The organism is Streptomyces sp. NBC_00996 (genome assembly GCF_045162675.1).
Taxonomy (GTDB): Bacteria; Actinomycetota; Actinomycetes; order Streptomycetales; family Streptomycetaceae; genus Streptomyces.
The window spans coordinates 7,990,245-8,010,191 of sequence record NZ_CP108723.1 but is presented as its reverse complement, the minus strand read 5'-3'; the positions used below and the strand labels follow the sequence as shown (position 1 = coordinate 8,010,191).

At 65.7% G+C, this 19,947-nt stretch carries 12 protein-coding genes, 1 tRNA gene and 3 rRNA genes; 3 read left to right on the top strand and 13 right to left on the bottom strand.

The window, feature by feature from the left end; all coding sequences use genetic code 11:
- The first annotated feature begins 3 nt into the window (after window positions 1–3).
- A complete protein-coding gene (locus OG390_RS37515; RefSeq protein ID WP_406174125.1) occupies window positions 4–2,751 on the top strand; it encodes a SpoIIE family protein phosphatase in 2,748 nt (915 codons plus the stop codon).
- Between the two features lie 67 nt (window positions 2,752–2,818).
- Here the strand turns inward: OG390_RS37515 and OG390_RS37510 are convergent.
- The 8 genes from OG390_RS37510 to thyX all read right to left on the bottom strand — a co-directional run bounded on the left by OG390_RS37510 (window position 2,819) and on the right by thyX (window position 13,118).
- Window positions 2,819–2,891 (bottom strand) — tRNA-Thr (locus tag OG390_RS37510).
- An 84-nt stretch (window positions 2,892–2,975) separates the two neighbouring features.
- Complete coding sequence (locus tag OG390_RS37505; protein ID WP_406178086.1) at window positions 2,976–3,638, bottom strand: DegT/DnrJ/EryC1/StrS family aminotransferase; 663 nt, start codon at window positions 3,636–3,638, stop codon at window positions 2,976–2,978.
- Between the two features lie 114 nt (window positions 3,639–3,752).
- A 5S ribosomal RNA gene (gene rrf, locus OG390_RS37500) occupies window positions 3,753–3,869 on the bottom strand.
- Window positions 3,870–3,962: 93 nt separating this feature from the next.
- Window positions 3,963–7,082, bottom strand: a 23S ribosomal RNA gene (locus OG390_RS37495).
- Between the two features lie 314 nt (window positions 7,083–7,396).
- Window positions 7,397–8,922, bottom strand: a 16S ribosomal RNA gene (locus tag OG390_RS37490).
- Together the 16S, 23S and 5S rRNA genes form the textbook arrangement of a ribosomal RNA operon.
- Window positions 8,923–9,443: 521 nt before the next feature.
- Window positions 9,444–11,129, bottom strand: coding sequence for a ribonuclease J (locus OG390_RS37485; RefSeq protein ID WP_399091216.1), 1,686 nt, complete (start codon window positions 11,127–11,129; stop codon window positions 9,444–9,446).
- 138 nt (window positions 11,130–11,267) lie between these two features.
- Window positions 11,268–12,167, bottom strand: a complete 900-nt coding sequence (gene dapA / locus OG390_RS37480; protein ID WP_406174123.1) for a 4-hydroxy-tetrahydrodipicolinate synthase — start codon at window positions 12,165–12,167, stop codon at window positions 11,268–11,270.
- Window positions 12,168–12,377: 210 nt separating this feature from the next.
- Window positions 12,378–13,118, bottom strand: coding sequence for an FAD-dependent thymidylate synthase (thyX, locus tag OG390_RS37475; protein ID WP_406174122.1), 741 nt, complete (start codon window positions 13,116–13,118; stop codon window positions 12,378–12,380).
- A gap of 243 nt (window positions 13,119–13,361) precedes the next feature.
- Between thyX and OG390_RS37470 the strand changes: the two genes are divergently transcribed.
- A complete protein-coding gene (locus OG390_RS37470; RefSeq protein ID WP_399091226.1) occupies window positions 13,362–13,601 on the top strand; it encodes a hypothetical protein in 240 nt (79 codons plus the stop codon).
- A 122-nt stretch (window positions 13,602–13,723) separates the two neighbouring features.
- On the top strand, window positions 13,724–14,281 hold the full coding sequence (locus OG390_RS37465; RefSeq protein ID WP_406174120.1) for a hypothetical protein: 558 nt from the start codon (window positions 13,724–13,726) through the stop codon (window positions 14,279–14,281).
- A 96-nt stretch (window positions 14,282–14,377) separates the two neighbouring features.
- Here OG390_RS37465 and OG390_RS37460 read toward each other — a convergent pair whose 3' ends face one another.
- The 5 genes from OG390_RS37460 to rpsO form a co-directional block, all read right to left on the bottom strand.
- Window positions 14,378–14,830 carry a hypothetical protein gene (locus OG390_RS37460; protein ID WP_406174119.1) on the bottom strand — a complete coding sequence of 151 codons (453 nt, stop codon included), beginning with the start codon at window positions 14,828–14,830 and terminating at the stop codon, window positions 14,378–14,380.
- Window positions 14,831–14,861: 31 nt separating this feature from the next.
- A complete protein-coding gene (gene dapB / locus OG390_RS37455) occupies window positions 14,862–15,614 on the bottom strand; it encodes a 4-hydroxy-tetrahydrodipicolinate reductase (RefSeq protein WP_406174117.1) in 753 nt (250 codons plus the stop codon).
- A 46-nt stretch (window positions 15,615–15,660) separates the two neighbouring features.
- Window positions 15,661–17,040, bottom strand: a complete 1,380-nt coding sequence (locus OG390_RS37450; protein ID WP_399091238.1) for a M16 family metallopeptidase — start codon at window positions 17,038–17,040, stop codon at window positions 15,661–15,663.
- Entirely contained in the window at window positions 17,037–19,253 is a 2,217-nt protein-coding gene (locus tag OG390_RS37445; RefSeq protein ID WP_399091242.1) for a polyribonucleotide nucleotidyltransferase, read from the bottom strand. The genes OG390_RS37450 and OG390_RS37445 overlap by 4 nt, the downstream gene beginning before the upstream one ends.
- Before the next feature lie 363 nt (window positions 19,254–19,616).
- The gene (gene rpsO, locus OG390_RS37440; protein WP_037741887.1) at window positions 19,617–19,904 is read right to left on the bottom strand and encodes a 30S ribosomal protein S15; all 288 of its coding nucleotides are present in this window, start codon (window positions 19,902–19,904) and stop codon (window positions 19,617–19,619) included.
- Window positions 19,905–19,947: the final 43 nt, after the last annotated feature.

Below are 19,947 nucleotides of genomic sequence, written 5' to 3'. Positions count from 1 at the left end.
ACCATGACCACCGGACTGCATCCTGGGGGACCGCCCCAGGATCCTCGGCCGACGGGGAACCACGCTCTGCCACGGCAGGAGCAGGTCGGCCACGGAGCCCTGCACGCCGACAACCGGACAAGGAGTTCTGTGATCACCGCGCGCGCGGCCGCCAGTTTCGATCCCCTGGGGCGATCGGTCGCGACCGCCCGGTCCTTTGTCCGTGACACCCTGCAGGGCTGGGGCTTCGCCGACATCGTCGACGATGCCGTGGTCCTCACCAGCGAACTTGTCACCAACGCTGTCGTACATGCGGGCACCTCCGCGGACGTTCTGTGTCTGCGCAGCGACGACGGCGTACGCATCGAGGTGGCGGACCGCTACCCGGAACGTGAAATTCCACTCCAGGCGACGGCTGTGAACATGGGCAGCCCCGACCGCGAAGGCGGCCGCGGCCTCCAGCTGTGCGCGGCGCTGGCCGGCCGCTGGGGTGTCGAGTACACGCCCACCCACAAGCAGGTCTGGTTCCAGCTCCACCTCCCCGAGCGTCCCGTGGGCACCCGCACCGCCGGCCCCTCCCTCCCCGCCGATCTCCTCCCGCTCGCCGACGGCCGCGTCCGCGTCGCAGTCGTCCAGATCGACCGCGTCGGCGCCATCAACGCCTGGAACGAGGACGCGGAGGAGCTCTTCGGGTACGCCGCCGAGCACGTCACCGGAAAACCGCTCACCGACCTCGCCGCCTGGCCGCACACCCCCGGCACCAGCACCGGCATCGTCGAGGCCCTCCAACTCTCCCGCTGGGAAGGCAGCTACGGCATCCGCGGCGCCAACGGGCGCGTCACCCCGGTCTACGCCTCACACCTTCGGGTCCGCGACACCGGCGGCGAGCCCTCCACGGTCTGCCTTCTCGTACGCGACCACGAACGCGCCGTCCTGCAGACCCCGTTGCGCGTCAACGCCAGCGACACGACCACCAGTTCCGAGGGCCAGGCCTCCGACCCTTTCGAGGTCTTCATCGGCTCGCCCGCCCCCGACGACCTGGACGGCCTCCTCCAGCGCACGGTGGAACGCGCCCGCGACATGCTCGACGGCGACTCCGCCTTCCTGCTCCTCGCGACCGACGACGAAACGGAGTTGGAGGTACGAGCCTCGACGGGCCTCCCCTCCGCCCGCCAGCGCTTCGCCCGCGTCCCCGTCGAGGCGGGCCCCGGGCGCTACGGCTCGGCCCGCATGCCCGCCGTGCACGAGGATCTGACGGTCGTTCCGGGCGCCGTCCCGCTGCTGAGCGGCACCGGCATGCGCTCGGTCGTCACGGTCCCGCTGAAGGTCGAAGGACGCCTCACCGGCTCACTCGGCGTCGCGGCCGAGTCACCCAGCAGATACTCCAACGAGGAGGCCCTGCGCCTCCAGTTCGCCGCCGACCGCATCGCGCTTGCGGTGGAGTCCGCCCGGCTGGGCGAGCTGGAACGCCTGCGCCGGGGCTCACTGTCCTTCCTCGTGGAGGCCTCCGACCTCCTCGCCGGCACCCTGGACCGCGACCAGACCCTGGCCCTCATGGCCCAGATGACGGTGCCGACCCTCGCCACCTGGTGCGCCGTTTACACGATCGCCGACCAGGCCTCGGATCCGTATCTCTCGTACGTCCTGCACGAGGACGAGGAACGCATCGACGGCCTCAAGGCGTTGCTCTCCAAGATCGCTCCACCGGACCCGGTCCCCACCCCGGGCGCCCGCGTCTGGTCGGCACCCGCCGAAGCGGCCCACGAGGCGGCCCTGCGCACCTCCATGCGCAGCCTGGGCCTGGGCGAGTCCTCGCCGGTGAGTTCCGGCATCGGCACGACACTGGCGACGGCCTCGGCGGTCGGCGGCGAGACAGTCGTACTCCCCCTGGTGGCCCGCAACCGCGTCATCGGCATGCTGACGCTCGGCAAGCCGTCGGACGAACACTTCCGCCAGGAAATCCTGGAGTTGGCCGAAGACCTTTCGCGCAGGGCCGCCCTGGCGTTGGACAACGCCCGCCTGTACTCGGAGCGCATGGCCATCAGCCAGTCCCTCCAGCGCAGCCTGCTTCCCCCCGAACTTCCCCACATCGAGGGCGTCGAGGTCGAGGTCATCTACCGAGCGGCCGGCGAGGGCAACGAGGTCGGCGGCGACTTCTACGACCTCTTCCCGATCCGTGACGGCGCGTACGGCTTCGCCATCGGCGACGTCTGCGGTACGGGCCCGGAGGCGGCGGCGGTCACCGGCTTGGCCCGGCACGCGCTCAGGCTGCTGGCCCGGGAGGGCTACGGCGGCCCGGCCGTCCTGGAGCGCCTGAACTCCGCGATCCTCGACGAGGGCGCCCGCAGCCGCTTCCTGACGCTCCTGTACGGCGAGTTGTGGCCCCAGGAGGACGGCAGCGCGCTGCTGAAAGTGGTGTGCGCCGGCCACCCGCTCCCGCTGCGCCTGCGCCAGGACGGCACGGTCGAACCGGCCGCCGAACCCCAGCCACTGCTCGGCGTCATGGAGGACCTGGAGCTGTACGAGCAGACGGTCACGCTGGATCCGGGCGACGTCCTGCTGTGCGTCACGGACGGCGTCACGGAGCGCCGCGAGGGCACCCGCATGCTCGGCGACGACGGGCTCACGGACGTCCTCACCACGTGCACGGGTCTGACGGCCGGCGCGGTCGCCGCCCGCATCATGCGCGCGGTCGAGCGCTTCGCCTCCGACGCCCCGTCCGACGACATGGCGATTCTGGCGATGCGGGTTCCCGGTCTCCACAAGGACTGAGGCCCGGCCTTGCCTCGGGGTACGAGAAAGGCCCCCGCCCGTAAGGGCGGAGGCCTTTTCTTGACGGAGCCCCCAAACGGAATCGAACCGTTGACCTTCTCCTTACCATGGAGACGCTCTACCGACTGAGCTATAGGGGCCAGTTGCCATTTCGAGGTTTCCCTCGCGGCAACGGAATAGATCATACCCCGAACAGAAGCGTGTTCCCAACCACGGCCGGTGGGTCAGAAGGCAGGCTGCAGCAGTCCACCGAGCGCATTGCACGCCGAGACGATCCGCTGCATCTCGCGCTTGGTCAGAGAGGCATCGACCGGCAGCGCGAGAGTCTCATCCGCGGCCCGCTCGGTCTCCGGCAGGTGCACGTCCCGGCGGAATGCCGGCATGCGGTGCACGGGAGTCTTCACCGGCACCCGGCACTCAACTCCCCTGGCCCGCACGGCCCGTGCGAACGCGTCCCGGTCCGGCCGTCCATTGCCCGGCACCCGCACGACGTACTGCTGGTAGGTGTGCCCGTCACCGCCGTCGGGCGTCCGCACACCGCTCAACCGCCCGTCAAGGTAGGCGGCCCGCTCCCTGCGCTGCGCTATCTCGTCGTACGGCGCCACGGACTCACCCTGCTCCAGTACCAGGAAGCCGTGCCGCTGTCCCATCCCCCGCAGCCGCACCATGTCGGCCGACCGACCGAAGCGATGAACCACAACCATGGCCACCGACTGGGGAGTTATGACCGCCTCGACCGAGTTCGGGTCGAGGCAGTACGTCGCCGGGTCTATGTCGGCGAAGACGGCCGTCGCCCCGGCCTGCGTCACGGCCTCAGCCACCTCGACGTTCCCGAACGCCGGCACGATGACCTCGTCACCGGCTCCGACACCCGCGGCCTTGAGCATTGCAGCAGTACTCATACGGCGGATGCTTGTCGCACAACGTGAACGCCAAGTGACGCAAAACAAAAAAGAGCTGGTCCCTGAACCGAAGTTCAGGGACCAGCTCTTTGAATAATTGTTCGGCGGCGTCCTACTCTCCCACAGGGTCCCCCCTGCAGTACCATCGGCGCTGTAAGGCTTAGCTTCCGGGTTCGGAATGTAACCGGGCGTTTCCCTCACGCTATGACCACCGAAACACTATGAAACTGTCAACCGCACCATGCCCGGTGGCCCCGGGGCATGGGGTTGTTCGTGGTTTCAGAACCAACACAGTGGACGCGAGCAACTGAGGACAAGCCCTCGGCCTATTAGTACCAGTCACCTCCAGCGGTTACCCGCCTTCCAGATCTGGCCTATCAACCCAGTCGTCTACTGGGAGCCTTAACCCCTCAAGGGGGTGGGAGTCCTCATCTCGAAGCAGGCTTCCCGCTTAGATGCTTTCAGCGGTTATCCCTCCCGAACGTAGCCAACCAGCCATGCCCTTGGCAGGACAACTGGCACACCAGAGGTTCGTCCGTCCCGGTCCTCTCGTACTAGGGACAGCCCTTCTCAAGACTCCTACGCGCACAGCGGATAGGGACCGAACTGTCTCACGACGTTCTAAACCCAGCTCGCGTACCGCTTTAATGGGCGAACAGCCCAACCCTTGGGACCGACTCCAGCCCCAGGATGCGACGAGCCGACATCGAGGTGCCAAACCATCCCGTCGATATGGACTCTTGGGGAAGATCAGCCTGTTATCCCCGGGGTACCTTTTATCCGTTGAGCGACGGCGCTTCCACAAGCCACCGCCGGATCACTAGTCCCGACTTTCGTCCCTGCTCGACCCGTCGGTCTCACAGTCAAGCTCCCTTGTGCACTTACACTCAACACCTGATTGCCAACCAGGCTGAGGGAACCTTTGGGCGCCTCCGTTACTCTTTGGGAGGCAACCGCCCCAGTTAAACTACCCATCAGACACTGTCCCTGATCCGGATCACGGACCCAGGTTAGACATCCAGCACGACCAGACTGGTATTTCAACGACGACTCCACACTGGCTGGCGCCAATGCTTCACAGTCTCCCAGCTATCCTACACAAGCCGAACCGAACACCAATATCAAACTGTAGTAAAGGTCCCGGGGTCTTTCCGTCCTGCTGCGCGAAACGAGCATCTTTACTCGTAGTGCAATTTCACCGGGCCTATGGTTGAGACAGTCGAGAAGTCGTTACGCCATTCGTGCAGGTCGGAACTTACCCGACAAGGAATTTCGCTACCTTAGGATGGTTATAGTTACCACCGCCGTTTACTGGCGCTTAAGTTCTCAGCTTCGCCACAACGAATTGTGACTAACCGGTCCCCTTAACGTTCCAGCACCGGGCAGGCGTCAGTCCGTATACATCGCCTTACGGCTTCGCACGGACCTGTGTTTTTAGTAAACAGTCGCTTCTCGCTGGTCTCTGCGGCCACCCCCAGCTCAGGAAGCAAGTTCCCTCACCGGTGATGGCCCCCCTTCTCCCGAAGTTACGGGGGCATTTTGCCGAGTTCCTTAACCATAGTTCACCCGAACGCCTCGGTATTCTCTACCTGACCACCTGAGTCGGTTTAGGGTACGGGCCGCCATGAAACTCGCTAGAGGCTTTTCTCGACAGCATAGGATCATCCACTTCACCACAATCGGCTCGGCATCAGGTCTCAGCCACAAGTGCGACGGATTTACCTATCGCACGGCCTACACCCTTACCCCGGGACAACCACCGCCCGGGATGGACTACCTTCCTGCGTCACCCCATCACTCACCTACTACAGGTCTGGTCCGTCGGCTCCACCACTCCCCTTTGCCCGAAGGCTCCGGGGCGGCTTCACGGACTTAGCATCGCCTGGTTCGATGTTTGACGCTTCACAGCGGGTACCGGAATATCAACCGGTTATCCATCGACTACGCCTGTCGGCCTCGCCTTAGGTCCCGACTTACCCTGGGCAGATCAGCTTGACCCAGGAACCCTTAGTCAATCGGCGCACACGTTTCTCACGTGTGTATCGCTACTCATGCCTGCATTCTCACTCGTGAACCGTCCACCACTGCCTTCCGGCGCGGCTTCACCCGGCACACGACGCTCCCCTACCCATCACAGCGGGCGTTGGCCCTCATGCTGCAATGACACGACTTCGGCGGTACGCTTGAGCCCCGCTACATTGTCGGCGCGGAATCACTAGACCAGTGAGCTATTACGCACTCTTTCAAGGGTGGCTGCTTCTAAGCCAACCTCCTGGTTGTCTGTGCGACTCCACATCCTTTCCCACTTAGCGTACGCTTAGGGGCCTTAGTCGATGCTCTGGGCTGTTTCCCTCTCGACCATGGAGCTTATCCCCCACAGTCTCACTGCCGCGCTCTCACTTACCGGCATTCGGAGTTTGGCTAAGGTCAGTAACCCGGTAGGGCCCATCGCCTATCCAGTGCTCTACCTCCGGCAAGAAACACACGACGCTGCACCTAAATGCATTTCGGGGAGAACCAGCTATCACGGAGTTTGATTGGCCTTTCACCCCTAACCACAGGTCATCCCCCAGGTTTTCAACCCTGGTGGGTTCGGTCCTCCACGACCTCTTACAGCCGCTTCAACCTGCCCATGGCTAGATCACTCCGCTTCGGGTCTTGAGCGCGCTACTAAACCGCCCTGTTCGGACTCGCTTTCGCTACGGCTTCCCCACACGGGTTAACCTCGCAACACACCGCAAACTCGCAGGCTCATTCTTCAAAAGGCACGCAGTCACGAGACAAGCACAAGTGCTTGTCCGACGCTCCCACGGCTTGTAGGCACACGGTTTCAGGTACTATTTCACTCCGCTCCCGCGGTACTTTTCACCATTCCCTCACGGTACTATCCGCTATCGGTCACCAGGGAATATTTAGGCTTAGCGGGTGGTCCCGCCAGATTCACACGGGATTTCTCGGGCCCCGTGCTACTTGGGTGTCTCTCAAACGAGCCGCTGATGTTTCGACTACGGGGGTCTTACCCTCTACGCCGGACCTTTCGCATGTCCTTCGCCTACATCAACGGTTTCTGACTCGTCCTGTCGCCGGCAGACGACAGAAGAGAGATCCCACAACCCCCCAAGCGCAACCCCTGCCGGGTCTCACACGCTTGAGGTTTGGCCTCATCCGGTTTCGCTCGCCACTACTCCCGGAATCACGGTTGTTTTCTCTTCCTGCGGGTACTGAGATGTTTCACTTCCCCGCGTTCCCTCCACACTGCCTATGTGTTCAGCAGCGGGTGACAGCCCATGACGACTGCCGGGTTTCCCCATTCGGAAACCCCCGGATCAAAGCCTGGTTGACGACTCCCCGGGGACTATCGTGGCCTCCCACGTCCTTCATCGGTTCCTGGTGCCAAGGCATCCACCGTGCGCCCTTAAAAACTTGGCCACAGATGCTCGCGTCCACTGTGCAGTTCTCAAACAACGACCAACCACCCATCACCCCCGGTACAACCCGGAGTTCACTGGGGCCGGCACTGAAGGCAGCCACATTCGGCCGTACCTTCAGACACCCAACAACGTGCCCGACACCCCCGCCACACGTGGCCTGCGTTCCACACTCCGAAGAGCAGTACTGGCAGCCCGAGTTGGCTGAAGGTGCCGAATAATCAACGTTCCACCCATGAGCAACCACCGCAGGACATTCGCCTGCGTTGTGGCCCTGGACCACCAAGCAAGCTTGGCGGCCTAGATGCTCCTTAGAAAGGAGGTGATCCAGCCGCACCTTCCGGTACGGCTACCTTGTTACGACTTCGTCCCAATCGCCAGTCCCACCTTCGACAGCTCCCTCCCACAAGGGGTTGGGCCACCGGCTTCGGGTGTTACCGACTTTCGTGACGTGACGGGCGGTGTGTACAAGGCCCGGGAACGTATTCACCGCAGCAATGCTGATCTGCGATTACTAGCAACTCCGACTTCATGGGGTCGAGTTGCAGACCCCAATCCGAACTGAGACAGGCTTTTTGAGATTCGCTCCGCCTCGCGGCTTCGCAGCTCTTTGTACCTGCCATTGTAGCACGTGTGCAGCCCAAGACATAAGGGGCATGATGACTTGACGTCGTCCCCACCTTCCTCCGAGTTGACCCCGGCAGTCTCCTGTGAGTCCCCATCACCCCGAAGGGCATGCTGGCAACACAGAACAAGGGTTGCGCTCGTTGCGGGACTTAACCCAACATCTCACGACACGAGCTGACGACAGCCATGCACCACCTGTACACCGACCACAAGGGGGCGACCATCTCTGGCCGTTTCCGGTGTATGTCAAGCCTTGGTAAGGTTCTTCGCGTTGCGTCGAATTAAGCCACATGCTCCGCTGCTTGTGCGGGCCCCCGTCAATTCCTTTGAGTTTTAGCCTTGCGGCCGTACTCCCCAGGCGGGGCACTTAATGCGTTAGCTGCGGCACCGACGACGTGGAATGTCGCCAACACCTAGTGCCCACCGTTTACGGCGTGGACTACCAGGGTATCTAATCCTGTTCGCTCCCCACGCTTTCGCTCCTCAGCGTCAGTAATGGCCCAGAGATCCGCCTTCGCCACCGGTGTTCCTCCTGATATCTGCGCATTTCACCGCTACACCAGGAATTCCGATCTCCCCTACCACACTCTAGCCTGCCCGTATCGACTGCAGACCCGGGGTTAAGCCCCGGGCTTTCACAACCGACGTGACAAGCCGCCTACGAGCTCTTTACGCCCAATAATTCCGGACAACGCTTGCGCCCTACGTATTACCGCGGCTGCTGGCACGTAGTTAGCCGGCGCTTCTTCTGCAGGTACCGTCACTTTCGCTTCTTCCCTGCTGAAAGAGGTTTACAACCCGAAGGCCGTCATCCCTCACGCGGCGTCGCTGCATCAGGCTTTCGCCCATTGTGCAATATTCCCCACTGCTGCCTCCCGTAGGAGTCTGGGCCGTGTCTCAGTCCCAGTGTGGCCGGTCGCCCTCTCAGGCCGGCTACCCGTCGTCGCCTTGGTGAGCCACTACCTCACCAACAAGCTGATAGGCCGCGGGCTCATCCTTCACCGCCGGAGCTTTCAACCGCAGACCATGCGGTCCGCAGTATTATCCGGTATTAGACCCCGTTTCCAGGGCTTGTCCCAGAGTGAAGGGCAGATTGCCCACGTGTTACTCACCCGTTCGCCACTAATCCACCCCGAAGGGCTTCATCGTTCGACTTGCATGTGTTAAGCACGCCGCCAGCGTTCGTCCTGAGCCAGGATCAAACTCTCCGTGAATGTTTTCCCGTAATCGGGACGACACCACGAGAGCGGAACCGTCCGAGGAATAATCGGACGGTTCACAGCGTCCTCGCTGTGCGCCTACCGAACACTGTCCGGCAGGACTTTTTCAAAGGAACCTCGCCACCGGAAGTCTCCGATGGACGGGGTATCAACATATCTGGCGTTGATTTTTGGCACGCTGTTGAGTTCTCAAGGAACGGACGCTTCCTTTGTACTCACCCGAGAGACTCTCTCAGGCTTTCCTCCGGGCGCTTCCCTTCGGTCTTGCGTTTCCGACTCTATCAGATCATTTTCCGATCCGATTTCCTCGGTGCTTTCCAGGTTTCCGCTTTCGCGTTTCCCTTTCCGGCGGCTCCGACTTTATCAGAGATTCTGAGTCGGAATTTCCGTCCCGCTCGGGGTGTCCTGGCACGCAGTTGCGCCGGGTTCCCGTTCAGGCGGAGCCGTAAACGTACTGGAGCGGGGCGCCTCGATGCAAATCGAGGCGCCCACTCCGGGTTGGCGCGTACGAGGCGTCAGACCTCGACAACGACCGGGAGGATCATCGGGCGTCGGCGGTAGTTGTCCGACACCCACTTGCCCAGTGTGCGCCGGATGAGTTGCTGCAGCTGGTGGGGCTCGACCACGCCGTCCTGGGCCGAACGCTCCAGGACCTCCGTGATCCTCGGGATGACGTCGGCGAAAGCGGAGTCGTCGATGCCGGAACCGCGGGCGTGCATGTGCGGGCCACCCGTGATCTTTCCGGTGCTGGAGTCCACCACGACGAACACCGAGATGATGCCCTCGTCGCCGAGGATCTTGCGGTCCTTGAGCGCGGGCTCGCCGACATCGCCGACCGAGAGGCCGTCGACGTACACATATCCGGCCTGGACCTTGCCGGAGATCTTGGCCTTGCCCTCGACGAGGTCGACGACGACACCGTCCTCGGCAATCACGATGCGGTCGTGCGGAACGCCGGTCAGGGCTCCGAGCTCGGCGTTGGCGCGCAGGTGGCGCCATTCGCCGTGGACCGGCATCAGGTTCCGTGGCTTGCAGATGTTGTAGAAGTACAGCAGTTCGCCCGCGGAGGCATGGCCGGACACGTGCACCTTGGCGTTGCCCTTGTGGACGACGTTGGCGCCCCAGCGGCTCAGGCCGTTGATGACGCGGTAGACCGCGTTCTCGTTGCCGGGGATCAGGGACGACGCCAGGATCACCGTGTCGCCCTGGACGATCCGGATCTGGTGGTCCCGGTTGGCCATCCTCGACAGGGCAGCCATCGGCTCGCCCTGGGAGCCCGTGCACACGAGCACGATCTCGTGGTCCGGGAGGTCGTCCAGCGTCTTGACGTCAACCACCAGGCCCGGCGGGACCTTCAGGTAGCCGAGATCCCGGGCGATGCCCATGTTGCGGACCATCGAGCGGCCTACGAAGGCGACCCGGCGGCCGTACTCGTGCGCCGCGTCCAGGATCTGCTGGATGCGGTGGACATGGCTGGCGAAGCTCGCCACGATGATCCGCTTGTGGGCGCCGGCGAAGACCTGGCGCAGCACGTTCGAGATGTCACGCTCGGGCGGGACGAAGCCCGGGACCTCGGCGTTCGTGGAGTCGGAGAGAAGGAGGTCGATGCCTTCCTCGCTCAGCCGCGCGAAGGCGTGCAGGTCCGTGAGGCGGCGGTCCAGCGGGAGCTGGTCCATCTTGAAGTCGCCGGTGTGCACCACCATGCCCGCGGGGGTGCGAATGGCGACCGCCAGCGCGTCCGGGATGGAGTGGTTGACCGCGACGAACTCGCAGTCGAAGGGGCCGATGCGTTCGCGGTGGCCCTCGGCCACTTCGAGCGTGTACGGACGGATGCGGTGCTCCTGGAGCTTCGCCTCGATGAGGGCGAGGGTCAGCTTGGAGCCGATCAGCGGGATGTCCGGCTTCTCGCGCAGGAGGAAGGGGACGCCGCCGATGTGGTCCTCGTGACCATGGGTGAGGACGATGCCCTCGATGTCGTCGAGGCGATCTCTGATGGACGTGAAGTCCGGCAGGATCAGGTCGATTCCGGGCTGCTCCTCCTCGGGGAAGAGCACTCCGCAGTCGACGATCAGCAGGCGGCCGCCGTATTCGAAGACCGTCATGTTCCGGCCGATTTCACCGAGGCCGCCGAGCGGGGTGACGCGCAGGCCGCCCTCGGGGAGCTTCGGCGGCGGGCCGAGTTCAGGATGCGGATGACTCAAAAGACTCTCCTCACCACGCACGCCACGTACCTGGCAAGGCACGTGGCGCGCGTGACGTTCGTGCAGTAGCAGTTGTCTGTGTGGGGTGCAGGCCCCATGGCCTGCGTGGTCGTACGTATTCAGTTGTGAAGTCTTTGGTTAGAGCTCTACCCCGCCGGCGGCAAGATCGATCTTGAGCTGGGCGGTCTCCTCGGGCGTCAGCTCGACCATCGGAGCGCGCAACGGTCCGGCGGGCAGCCCCCGGAGGGCGAGCGCTGCCTTGGTCGTCATGACGCCCTGGGTGCGGAACATGCCGGTGAAGACGGGAAGCAGCTTCTGGTGGATCTCGGTGGCCTTCTGGACGTCGCCCGAGACATACGCGTCGAGCATGGCGCGCAGCTCCGGAGTGACGACGTGGCCCACGACAGAGACGAAGCCGACCGCGCCCACCGAGAGCAGTGGCAGGTTCAGCATGTCGTCGCCGGAGTACCAGGCGAGGCCGGAGCGGGCGATCGCCCAGCTGGCGCGGCCCAGGTCTCCTTTGGCGTCCTTGTTGGCGACGATACGCGGGTGCTCCGCCAGGCGCACCAGGGTTTCGGTGTTGATCGGTACGCCACTGCGGCCGGGGATGTCGTAGAGCATCACCGGCAGTTCGGTGGCGTCGGCGATGGCCGTGAAGTGCCGGTACAGGCCCTCCTGCGGGGGCTTGTTGTAGTACGGCGTCACGGTGAGCAGGCCGTGCGCGCCGGTCTTCTCGGCGGCGCGGGCGAGCTCGATGCTGTGGTGGGTGTCGTTCGTGCCGACGCCGGCGACGATGTGGGCGCGGTCGCCGACCGCCTCCAGTACGGCTCGTACGAGATCCGATTTCTCCGCGTCGCTGGTGGTCGGGGACTCGCCGGTGGTGCCATTGATGATCAGGCCGTCGTTGCCTGCGTCCACCAGGTGGGTGGCGAGCCGCTGAGCGCCGTCGAGGTCGAGTGCGCCGTCCGCCGTGAAGGGCGTGACCATGGCGGTGAGGACCCGCCCGAAGGGGGTCTGCGGAGTGGAGGTCGGAGCCATGGGTAACACGCTACTCGCTGCTCAAGGCGGGGTCTGCCCTCGGGGCAGGCGACAAGTCGTGACAAAAGTGGAGCCCGGCACTGCCTGCTCGGGGGTTCAAGCAGTGCCGGGTCCGTTTGATCAGGCTAGATGAACTTCTCGAAATGCCGCAATACGGACACTTCGCTCGGCTGATCCGTACATCTGTGCCGGATGGCGTGCGGAAGCTCGCTACGGCGCCACGCGCCCGTTGGCGTTGAAGGCCGCGTATGTGAGCGGCATCAGCCTGGCCCACTCCGACTCCATCTTCTCCCCGACCATCTCGATCTCGCGCTGTGGGAAGGACGGGACCTTGGCCAGCTCGTGCTGGGTGCGCAGGCCGAGGAAATGCATCAGCGAGCGGGCGTTGCACGTCGCGTACATCGACGAGAAGAGGCCGACCGGGAGCACGGCGCGGGCCACTTCACGGGCTACGCCGGCCGCGAGCATTTCCTGGTACGCCTCGTACGCCTGTCGGTAGGAGTCCTCCATCACACGGCCCGTGAGCTCCTGCTGGGCCTGGGTGCCCTCGACGAAGACGTATTTGCCGGGGCGGCCCTCCTGGACCAGCTTGCGGGACTCGTCCGGGACGTAGAAGACGGGCTGGAGCTCCCTGTACCGGCCCGATTCCTCGTTGTACGACCAGCCCACGCGGTGCCGCATGAACTCGCGGAAGACGAAGATCGGGGCGCTGATGAAAAACGTCATCGAGTTGTGCTCGAAGGGGCTGCCGTGCCGGTCCCGCATCAGGTAGTTGATCAGGCCCTTGGAGCGCTCCGGGTCCTTGTGCAGCTCGTCCAGGGACTGCTCCCCGGCGGTGGAGACACGGGCGGCGAACAGCACATCGGCGTCGGACGCGGTGTGCTTGATCAGCTCGACGGTGACATCGCTGCGGAAGCTGGGCTTGAGGTCGTCGGCGGGGGTGTCGGTCACGGTTCGGAAGGTCCTTCCCATCACAGGCTCGGGCGGCGCCCACTCTACGGCCCGGCACTGACAACGGGGCGTTCGGTACCTTGCCGCGACATTCATCGGCGAACTTCTGCGAATTCGGTGATTCTGGGCACCTCTTGGGGCATTCGCTCGTCTGTACTGGTGACGGCGACCTCGTTCGAGTCGCCGGTCGCCTGGCAGCAGATCCCTGCTCCCCTACGAGTGTCCAGAGGAGAAGCGACCCCCATGTTCCGTCGGCGCGAGCCTGTTCCGTTCGCCTTCATCGCCGAAGCCGACAAGTTCCGCAGCAATGTCACTCCCCCACCCCGCGAGCGCGCGTCCGCCGGACAGATAGCCGGCCGGTTGCTCATAGGCCTCACCGTGGTCGCGGGGATCGCCGGCTCCCTGATACTGGGCATGCCGGCCCTGTCACAGGACCAGTCACCTGCGACGACGCAGCATTCCGAGGCGTCGGACGGCCGCTGACCCTCCCCCACCGCCCACGTGGTGTGGGGGCACCCCCATGGCCCCCCACGGGTGGTGGGCACGCATCCGGCTCGATAACCTCACCGGGCACAGCCCGTGCGTGGATTGAGTGAGGATCAGTCGTGCCCCTGCCCTTCCTGACGGCGGACCGCGCCTTTGACGAGACGGCGGACGATCTCGCGCTGCCCTACGACGACCGTGACCGCTGGCGGCGTCCCTATCGACCCGGGCCGTGCCGGGTGGGCGCGGCCGCGCTCGTCCTGCTGCTCGCCTCGTATGTGCTCGTCGCCGCGGTGGTCATCGCGGTCGCCGGGACCCTGAACGCCGGCGCGGCCTGTCTGGGCGGGGCCGCTGTCGCCATAGTCTGCGCGCTGCGGCTGCTGCGCGTGGGTGTGTGGGTGAGCGCGCGGGGGCTGCGCCGGGTGGGCTTCTTCCTCACGAGCACGACGCCGTGGGAGCGGGTCGTCACGGTGCGGACGGTGCAGCAGCCGGTGCGCTGGCTCGGGCTGCCGCGCACCGTTCAGGGGCAGGCGCTGGTCCTCGTACGCCAGGGTCGTGCGCCCGAGGACGTACCCCCACTGCTGACCACACACAACGCCGATTTTCTGGGGCGTGCGGAGGCCTTCGACCGCGCGGCGGACGCCATCGAGGTGTGGGCCGACGAGTACCGGCGGGGCTGAGACCCCGTACGCCTGCCACGGCGGGACGGGAAGGGCCGGTCCGCGGCGCGCGGACCGGCCCTTCCCCTCTGCGTGCCCTGGAGCCGCGTACGGCCCTCAGGCCTCCAGCGTCCTGCCCTCGCGCAGGGCGATGGCCCGCTGCATCGCCTTGCGGGCGCGCGGGGTGTCGCGGGCGTCGTGATAGGCGATCGCAAGACGGAACCAGCTGCGCCAGTCGTCCGGCGCGTCCTCGGTCTCGGCCTTGCGCTTGGCGAACACCTCGTCGGCCGAATCACGGTCGATGCGGCCACCGACGGTGCGCCTCAACTCGTCGACGGGCAGGCCGCCTTCGGCGTCCAGTTCGGCGGCGAGGCGGTTGGCCTTCCGGACGAACTGGGTGTTCTTCCAGAGGAACCAGATGCCGATGACCGGCAGGATCAGCACCGCGACACCGAAAGTGACGGTGATCAGGGTGCCGTTCTGGATGAGCAGCACGCCGCGGCTGCCGACCAGGACGAAGTAGACGACCAGGGCGGCGGCCGTGACGGCGTAGGTGATCTTCGCGCGCATGTCTGTCAGCTATCTGTAGCCGTCCCCCGGCTCAGCCGAGGTCGAGGAAGTTTTCCAGGCCGAAGGTGAGGCCCGGCGTGGTCACCACACGCCGCACGCCGAGCAGGATGCCCGGCATGAAGCTGCTGTGGTGGAGGGAGTCGTGGCGGATGGTGAGGGTCTCGCCCTCGCCGCCGAGCAGCACCTCCTGGTGGGCCAGCAGCCCGCGCAGGCGGACCGCGTGCACCGGGACACCGTCGACGTTCGCGCCGCGGGCGCCGTCCAGGGCGGTCACCGTGGCGTCGGGCTGCGGGGCGCTGCCCGCGCGCTCCCGGGCCGCGGCGATGAGCTGGGCGGTGCGTGTGGCGGTGCCGCTGGGGGCGTCCACCTTGTTCGGGTGGTGGAGTTCGACGACCTCGACGGACTCGAAGTAGGGCGCGGCCACCTCGGCGAACTTCATGGTCAGTACGGCGCCGATGGAGAAGTTCGGAGCGATGAGCACACCCGTCTCGGGCGACGCGGCCAACGAGGTGTTGAGCTGCGCGAGGCGCTCGTCGGTCCAGCCCGTCGTACCGACCACGGCGTGGATGCCGTGCCGTACGCAGAAGTCGAGGTTGCCCATGACCGAGTCCGGCGTGGTCAGTTCGACGACGGCCTGGGCGCCGGCCGCGACCAGCGTCTCCAGCTTGTCGCCCCGGCCGAGCGCGGCCACCAGCTCCATGTCATCGGCGGCGTCGACGGCTCGTACCGCCTCGGATCCGATCCGGCCCTTGGCACCGAGGACCGCCACGCGCAGCTTGCTCATTGCTTCGTTCCTTACAGAGACCTTGTAGAGACCTTGCAGACAGGACTTACGCGACCGCGTCGTGCAGACGGGACGCCTGCTTGTCCTTGAGCGGGCCGATGACCGACAGCGAGGGCCGCTGTCCCAGGATGTCGCGGGCGACCGAGCGGACCTCGTCCGGAGTGACCGACGCTATGCGGGCCAGCATGTCGTCGACGGACATCTGCTCACCCCAGCACAGCTCACTCTTGCCGATACGGTTCATCAGCGCGCCGGTGTCCTCCAGGCCGAGGACGGTGGAGCCCTGGAGCTGGCCGATGGCGCGCCCGATCTCGTCGTCCGACAAACCGTGCTCGGCGACCTGGTCGAGCTCGTCGCGGCAGAGCTTGAGCACGTCGTGGACCTGGCTCGGCCGGCAGCCCGCGTACACGCCGAAGAGGCCGCAGTCGGCGAAGCCCGAGGTGTACGAGTACACGCTGTAGGCCAGACCGCGCTTCTCGCGGACCTCCTGGAAGAGGCGGGAGGACATGCCGCCGCCGAGGGCGGTGTTCAGGACGCCCAGGGCCCAGCGGCGGTCGTCGGTGCGGGCCAGGCCCGGCATACCGAGGACGATGTGGGCCTGCTCGGTCTTGCGGCCGAGGAGTTCGACGCGGCCCGCGGTGCGGATGCCGCGCCGCCCGTCGCGCGGAGCGAGCGGGATGGCGTCGGGACCGCGCAGGGCGCCCGCCTTCTCGAAGGCGGCGCGGACCTGGCGTACGACCTTGTTGTGGTCGACGTTGCCCGCACAGGCCACGACCAAATGCGTCGGGTCGTAGTGCTTCCTGTAGAAGCGGCGGATGCGGTCCGCGGTGAGGGCGTTGACGGTGTCGACCGTGCCGAGGACCGGGCGGCCGAGCGGGGTGTCACCGAGCATCGTGTGCGCGAACAGGTCGTGCACACAGTCGCCCGGGTCGTCCTCGGTCATCGCGATCTCTTCGAGGATCGCGCCGCGCTCGACGTTCACGTCGTCTTCGAGGATGAGCGAGCCGGTCAGCATGTCGCAGACGACGTCGATGGCCAGCGGCAGATCGGTGTCGAGCACGCGCGCGTAGTAGCACGTGTACTCCTTCGCCGTGAACGCGTTCATCTCGCCGCCGACCGCGTCGATCGCCGAGGAGATGTCCAGCGCGCTACGACGCGACGTGCCCTTGAAGAGCAGGTGCTCCAGGTAGTGCGTGGCGCCGTTCAGCGTCGGCGTCTCGTCGCGGGAGCCGACGTGCGCCCAGATGCCGAAGGTGGCGGAGCGCACGGAGGGCAGGGTCTCGGTGACGATGCGCAGGCCGCCGGGGAGGGTGGTCTTACGGACCGTACCGATGCCGTTCTGGCCCTTGATGAGGGTTTGGGTACGGGCGACGGCCCGCGCCTCCGAGGAGGTGCGGGCCGTCGCCGTGGAGCTACTAGACGTCACTTGTCGGTGTCGTCCTTCTTCTCGTCGTTCTCTTCACCCTCGATGACCGGGATCAGGGAGAGCTTGCCGCGGGAGTCGATCTCGGCGATCTCGACCTGGACCTTCTGGCCCACGCCGACGACGTCCTCGACGTTCTCCACGCGCTTGCCGCCGGCGAGCTTGCGGATCTGCGAGATGTGCAGCAGACCGTCCTTGCCCGGGAGCAGCGACACGAACGCGCCGAAGGTCGTCGTCTTCACGACGGTGCCCAGGTAGCGCTCGCCGACCTCCGGCATGGTCGGGTTGGCGATGCCGTTGATCGTGGCACGGGCGGCCTCGGCGGCCGGGCCGTCGGCGGCACCGATGTAGATGGTGCCGTCGTCCTCGATCGTGATCTCGGCGCCGGTGTCCTCCTGGATCTGGTTGATCATCTTGCCCTTGGGGCCGATGACCTCACCGATCTTGTCCACGGGGATCTTGACGGTGATGATCCGCGGAGCGTTCGGGGACATCTCGTCCGGCGTGTCGATCGCTTCCATCATCACGTCGAGGATGTGGAGGCGGGCGTCGCGGGCCTGCTTGAGGGCCGCGGCCAGGACGGAGGCCGGGATGCCGTCCAGCTTGGTGTCGAGCTGGAGGGCGGTCACGAACTCCTTGGTGCCGGCGACCTTGAAGTCCATGTCGCCGAAGGCGTCCTCCGCACCGAGGATGTCGGTGAGGGCGACGTAGTGCGTCTGGCCGTCGATCTCCTGGGAGATCAGACCCATGGCGATGCCGGCGACGGGGGCCTTCAGTGGCACACCGGCGTTCAGCAGCGACATGGTGGAGGCGCAGACCGAGCCCATGGACGTCGAACCGTTGGAGCCGAGGGCCTCGGACACCTGGCGGATCGCGTAGGGGAACTCCTCGCGGGTCGGCAGGACCGGCACGATCGCGCGCTCGGCGAGCGCACCGTGGCCGATCTCGCGGCGCTTCGGGGAGCCGACGCGGCCGGTCTCACCGACGGAGTACGGCGGGAAGTTGTAGTTGTGCATGTAGCGCTTGCGGGTCACCGGGGAGAGGGTGTCCAGCTGCTGCTCCATGCGGAGCATGTTGAGGGTGGTGACGCCCAGGATCTGGGTCTCGCCACGCTCGAACAGCGCCGAGCCGTGCACGCGCGGGATGGCCTCGACCTCGGCGGCGAGCGTACGGATGTCCGTGACGCCGCGGCCGTCGATGCGGACCTTGTCCTTGATGACGCGCTCGCGCACCAGCTTCTTGGTCAGCGCACGGTACGCGGCGGAGATCTCCTTCTCGCGCCCCTCGAACTGCGGAAGCAGCTTCTCGGCGGCGATCTCCTTGACGCGGTCCAGCTCGGCCTCGCGGTCCTGCTTGCCGGCGATGGTGAGCGCCTGGGCGAGCTCGCTCTTGACCGCGGCGGTCAGGGCCTCGAGAACGTCGTCCTGGTAGTCGAGGAAGATCGGGAACTCGGCGGTCGGCTTGGCGGCCTTCGCGGCGAGGTCCGACTGCGCCTTGCACAGGACCTTGATGAAGGGCTTCGCGGCGTCGAGGCCGGAGGCGACGACCTCCTCGGTCGGCGCCTCGGCGCCGCCCTTGACCAGCTGGATGGTCTTGTCGGTGGCCTCGGCCTCGACCATCATGATCGCGACATCGCCGTCCTCCAGGACGCGACCGGCGACCACCATGTCGAAGACGGCGTCCTCGAGCTCGGTGTGCGTCGGGAACGCGACCCACTGGCCGTTGATCAGCGCGACGCGGACGCCGCCGACCGGACCGGAGAAGGGCAGACCGGCCAGCTGCGTGGACGCGGAGGCGGCGTTGATCGCCACCACGTCGTACAGGTGGTCGGGGTTGAGGGCCATGATCGTGGCGACGACCTGGATCTCGTTGCGCAGGCCCTTCTTGAAGGACGGGCGCAGCGGGCGGTCGATCAGACGACAGGTGAGGACGGCGTCCTCGGAGGGACGGCCCTCACGGCGGAAGAAGCTGCCGGGGATCTTGCCGGCGGCGTACATCCGCTCCTCGACGTCCACCGTGAGGGGGAAGAAGTCGAGCTGGTCCTTGGGCTTCTTGGAAGCGCTGGTGGCCGACAGCACCATGGTGTCGTCGTCCAGGTACGCCACGGCGGAGCCGGCGGCCTGCTTGGCCAGGCGGCCCGTCTCGAAGCGGATGGTGCGGGTGCCGAAGGATCCGTTGTCGATAACGGCCTCGGCGTAGTGGGTCTCGTTCTCCACTAGCGATATCTCCTCGTCTTCGTCCCGTCCTGCCCGTGTGGCAGGGGGACGGTGGCGGAGAGCGCACCTTCTGGTGCGGGCCGGTCTTCGATCGAAGCACCCGGGGCTCGCATTCCCCCGGGGGCCACTACCGAGGACCGGCGGCGGCGAGGTGCGCTTCTCCTCGTTCATTGACGTGATGGGGCCCTACCCGGCGGGTACGGTGCCATCACGCTGTGTCGTACGTGCTGTGTCCTGCGTATTGCGTTGTGCTACCACACTACAAAGCGTCAGTGACACTCCGCACGTACAGAGACGTACAGCAGCACGTACAGCAAAAGGAGCGGCCCCCAAAGAAGTGGGAACCGCTCCCTTCACGGCGTCTTACTTGGCGCCCGCCGCACCGCGGCGGATGCCCAGGCGGTCGACCAGCGCACGGAAGCGCTGGATGTCCTTCTTGGCCAGGTACTGCAGCAGGCGGCGACGCTGACCGACCAGGATCAGCAGACCACGACGGGAGTGGTGGTCGTGCTTGTGGGTCTTGAGGTGCTCGGTCAGGTCCGAGATCCGGCGCGAGAGCATGGCGACCTGGACCTCGGGGGAGCCGGTGTCGCCCTCCTTCTGACCGAACTCGCTGATGATCTGCTTCTTCGTAGCGGCGTCGAGCGACACGCGTACTCCTCGTAGTCTCTGAGTAGCCACCGAGTGCCCCTGG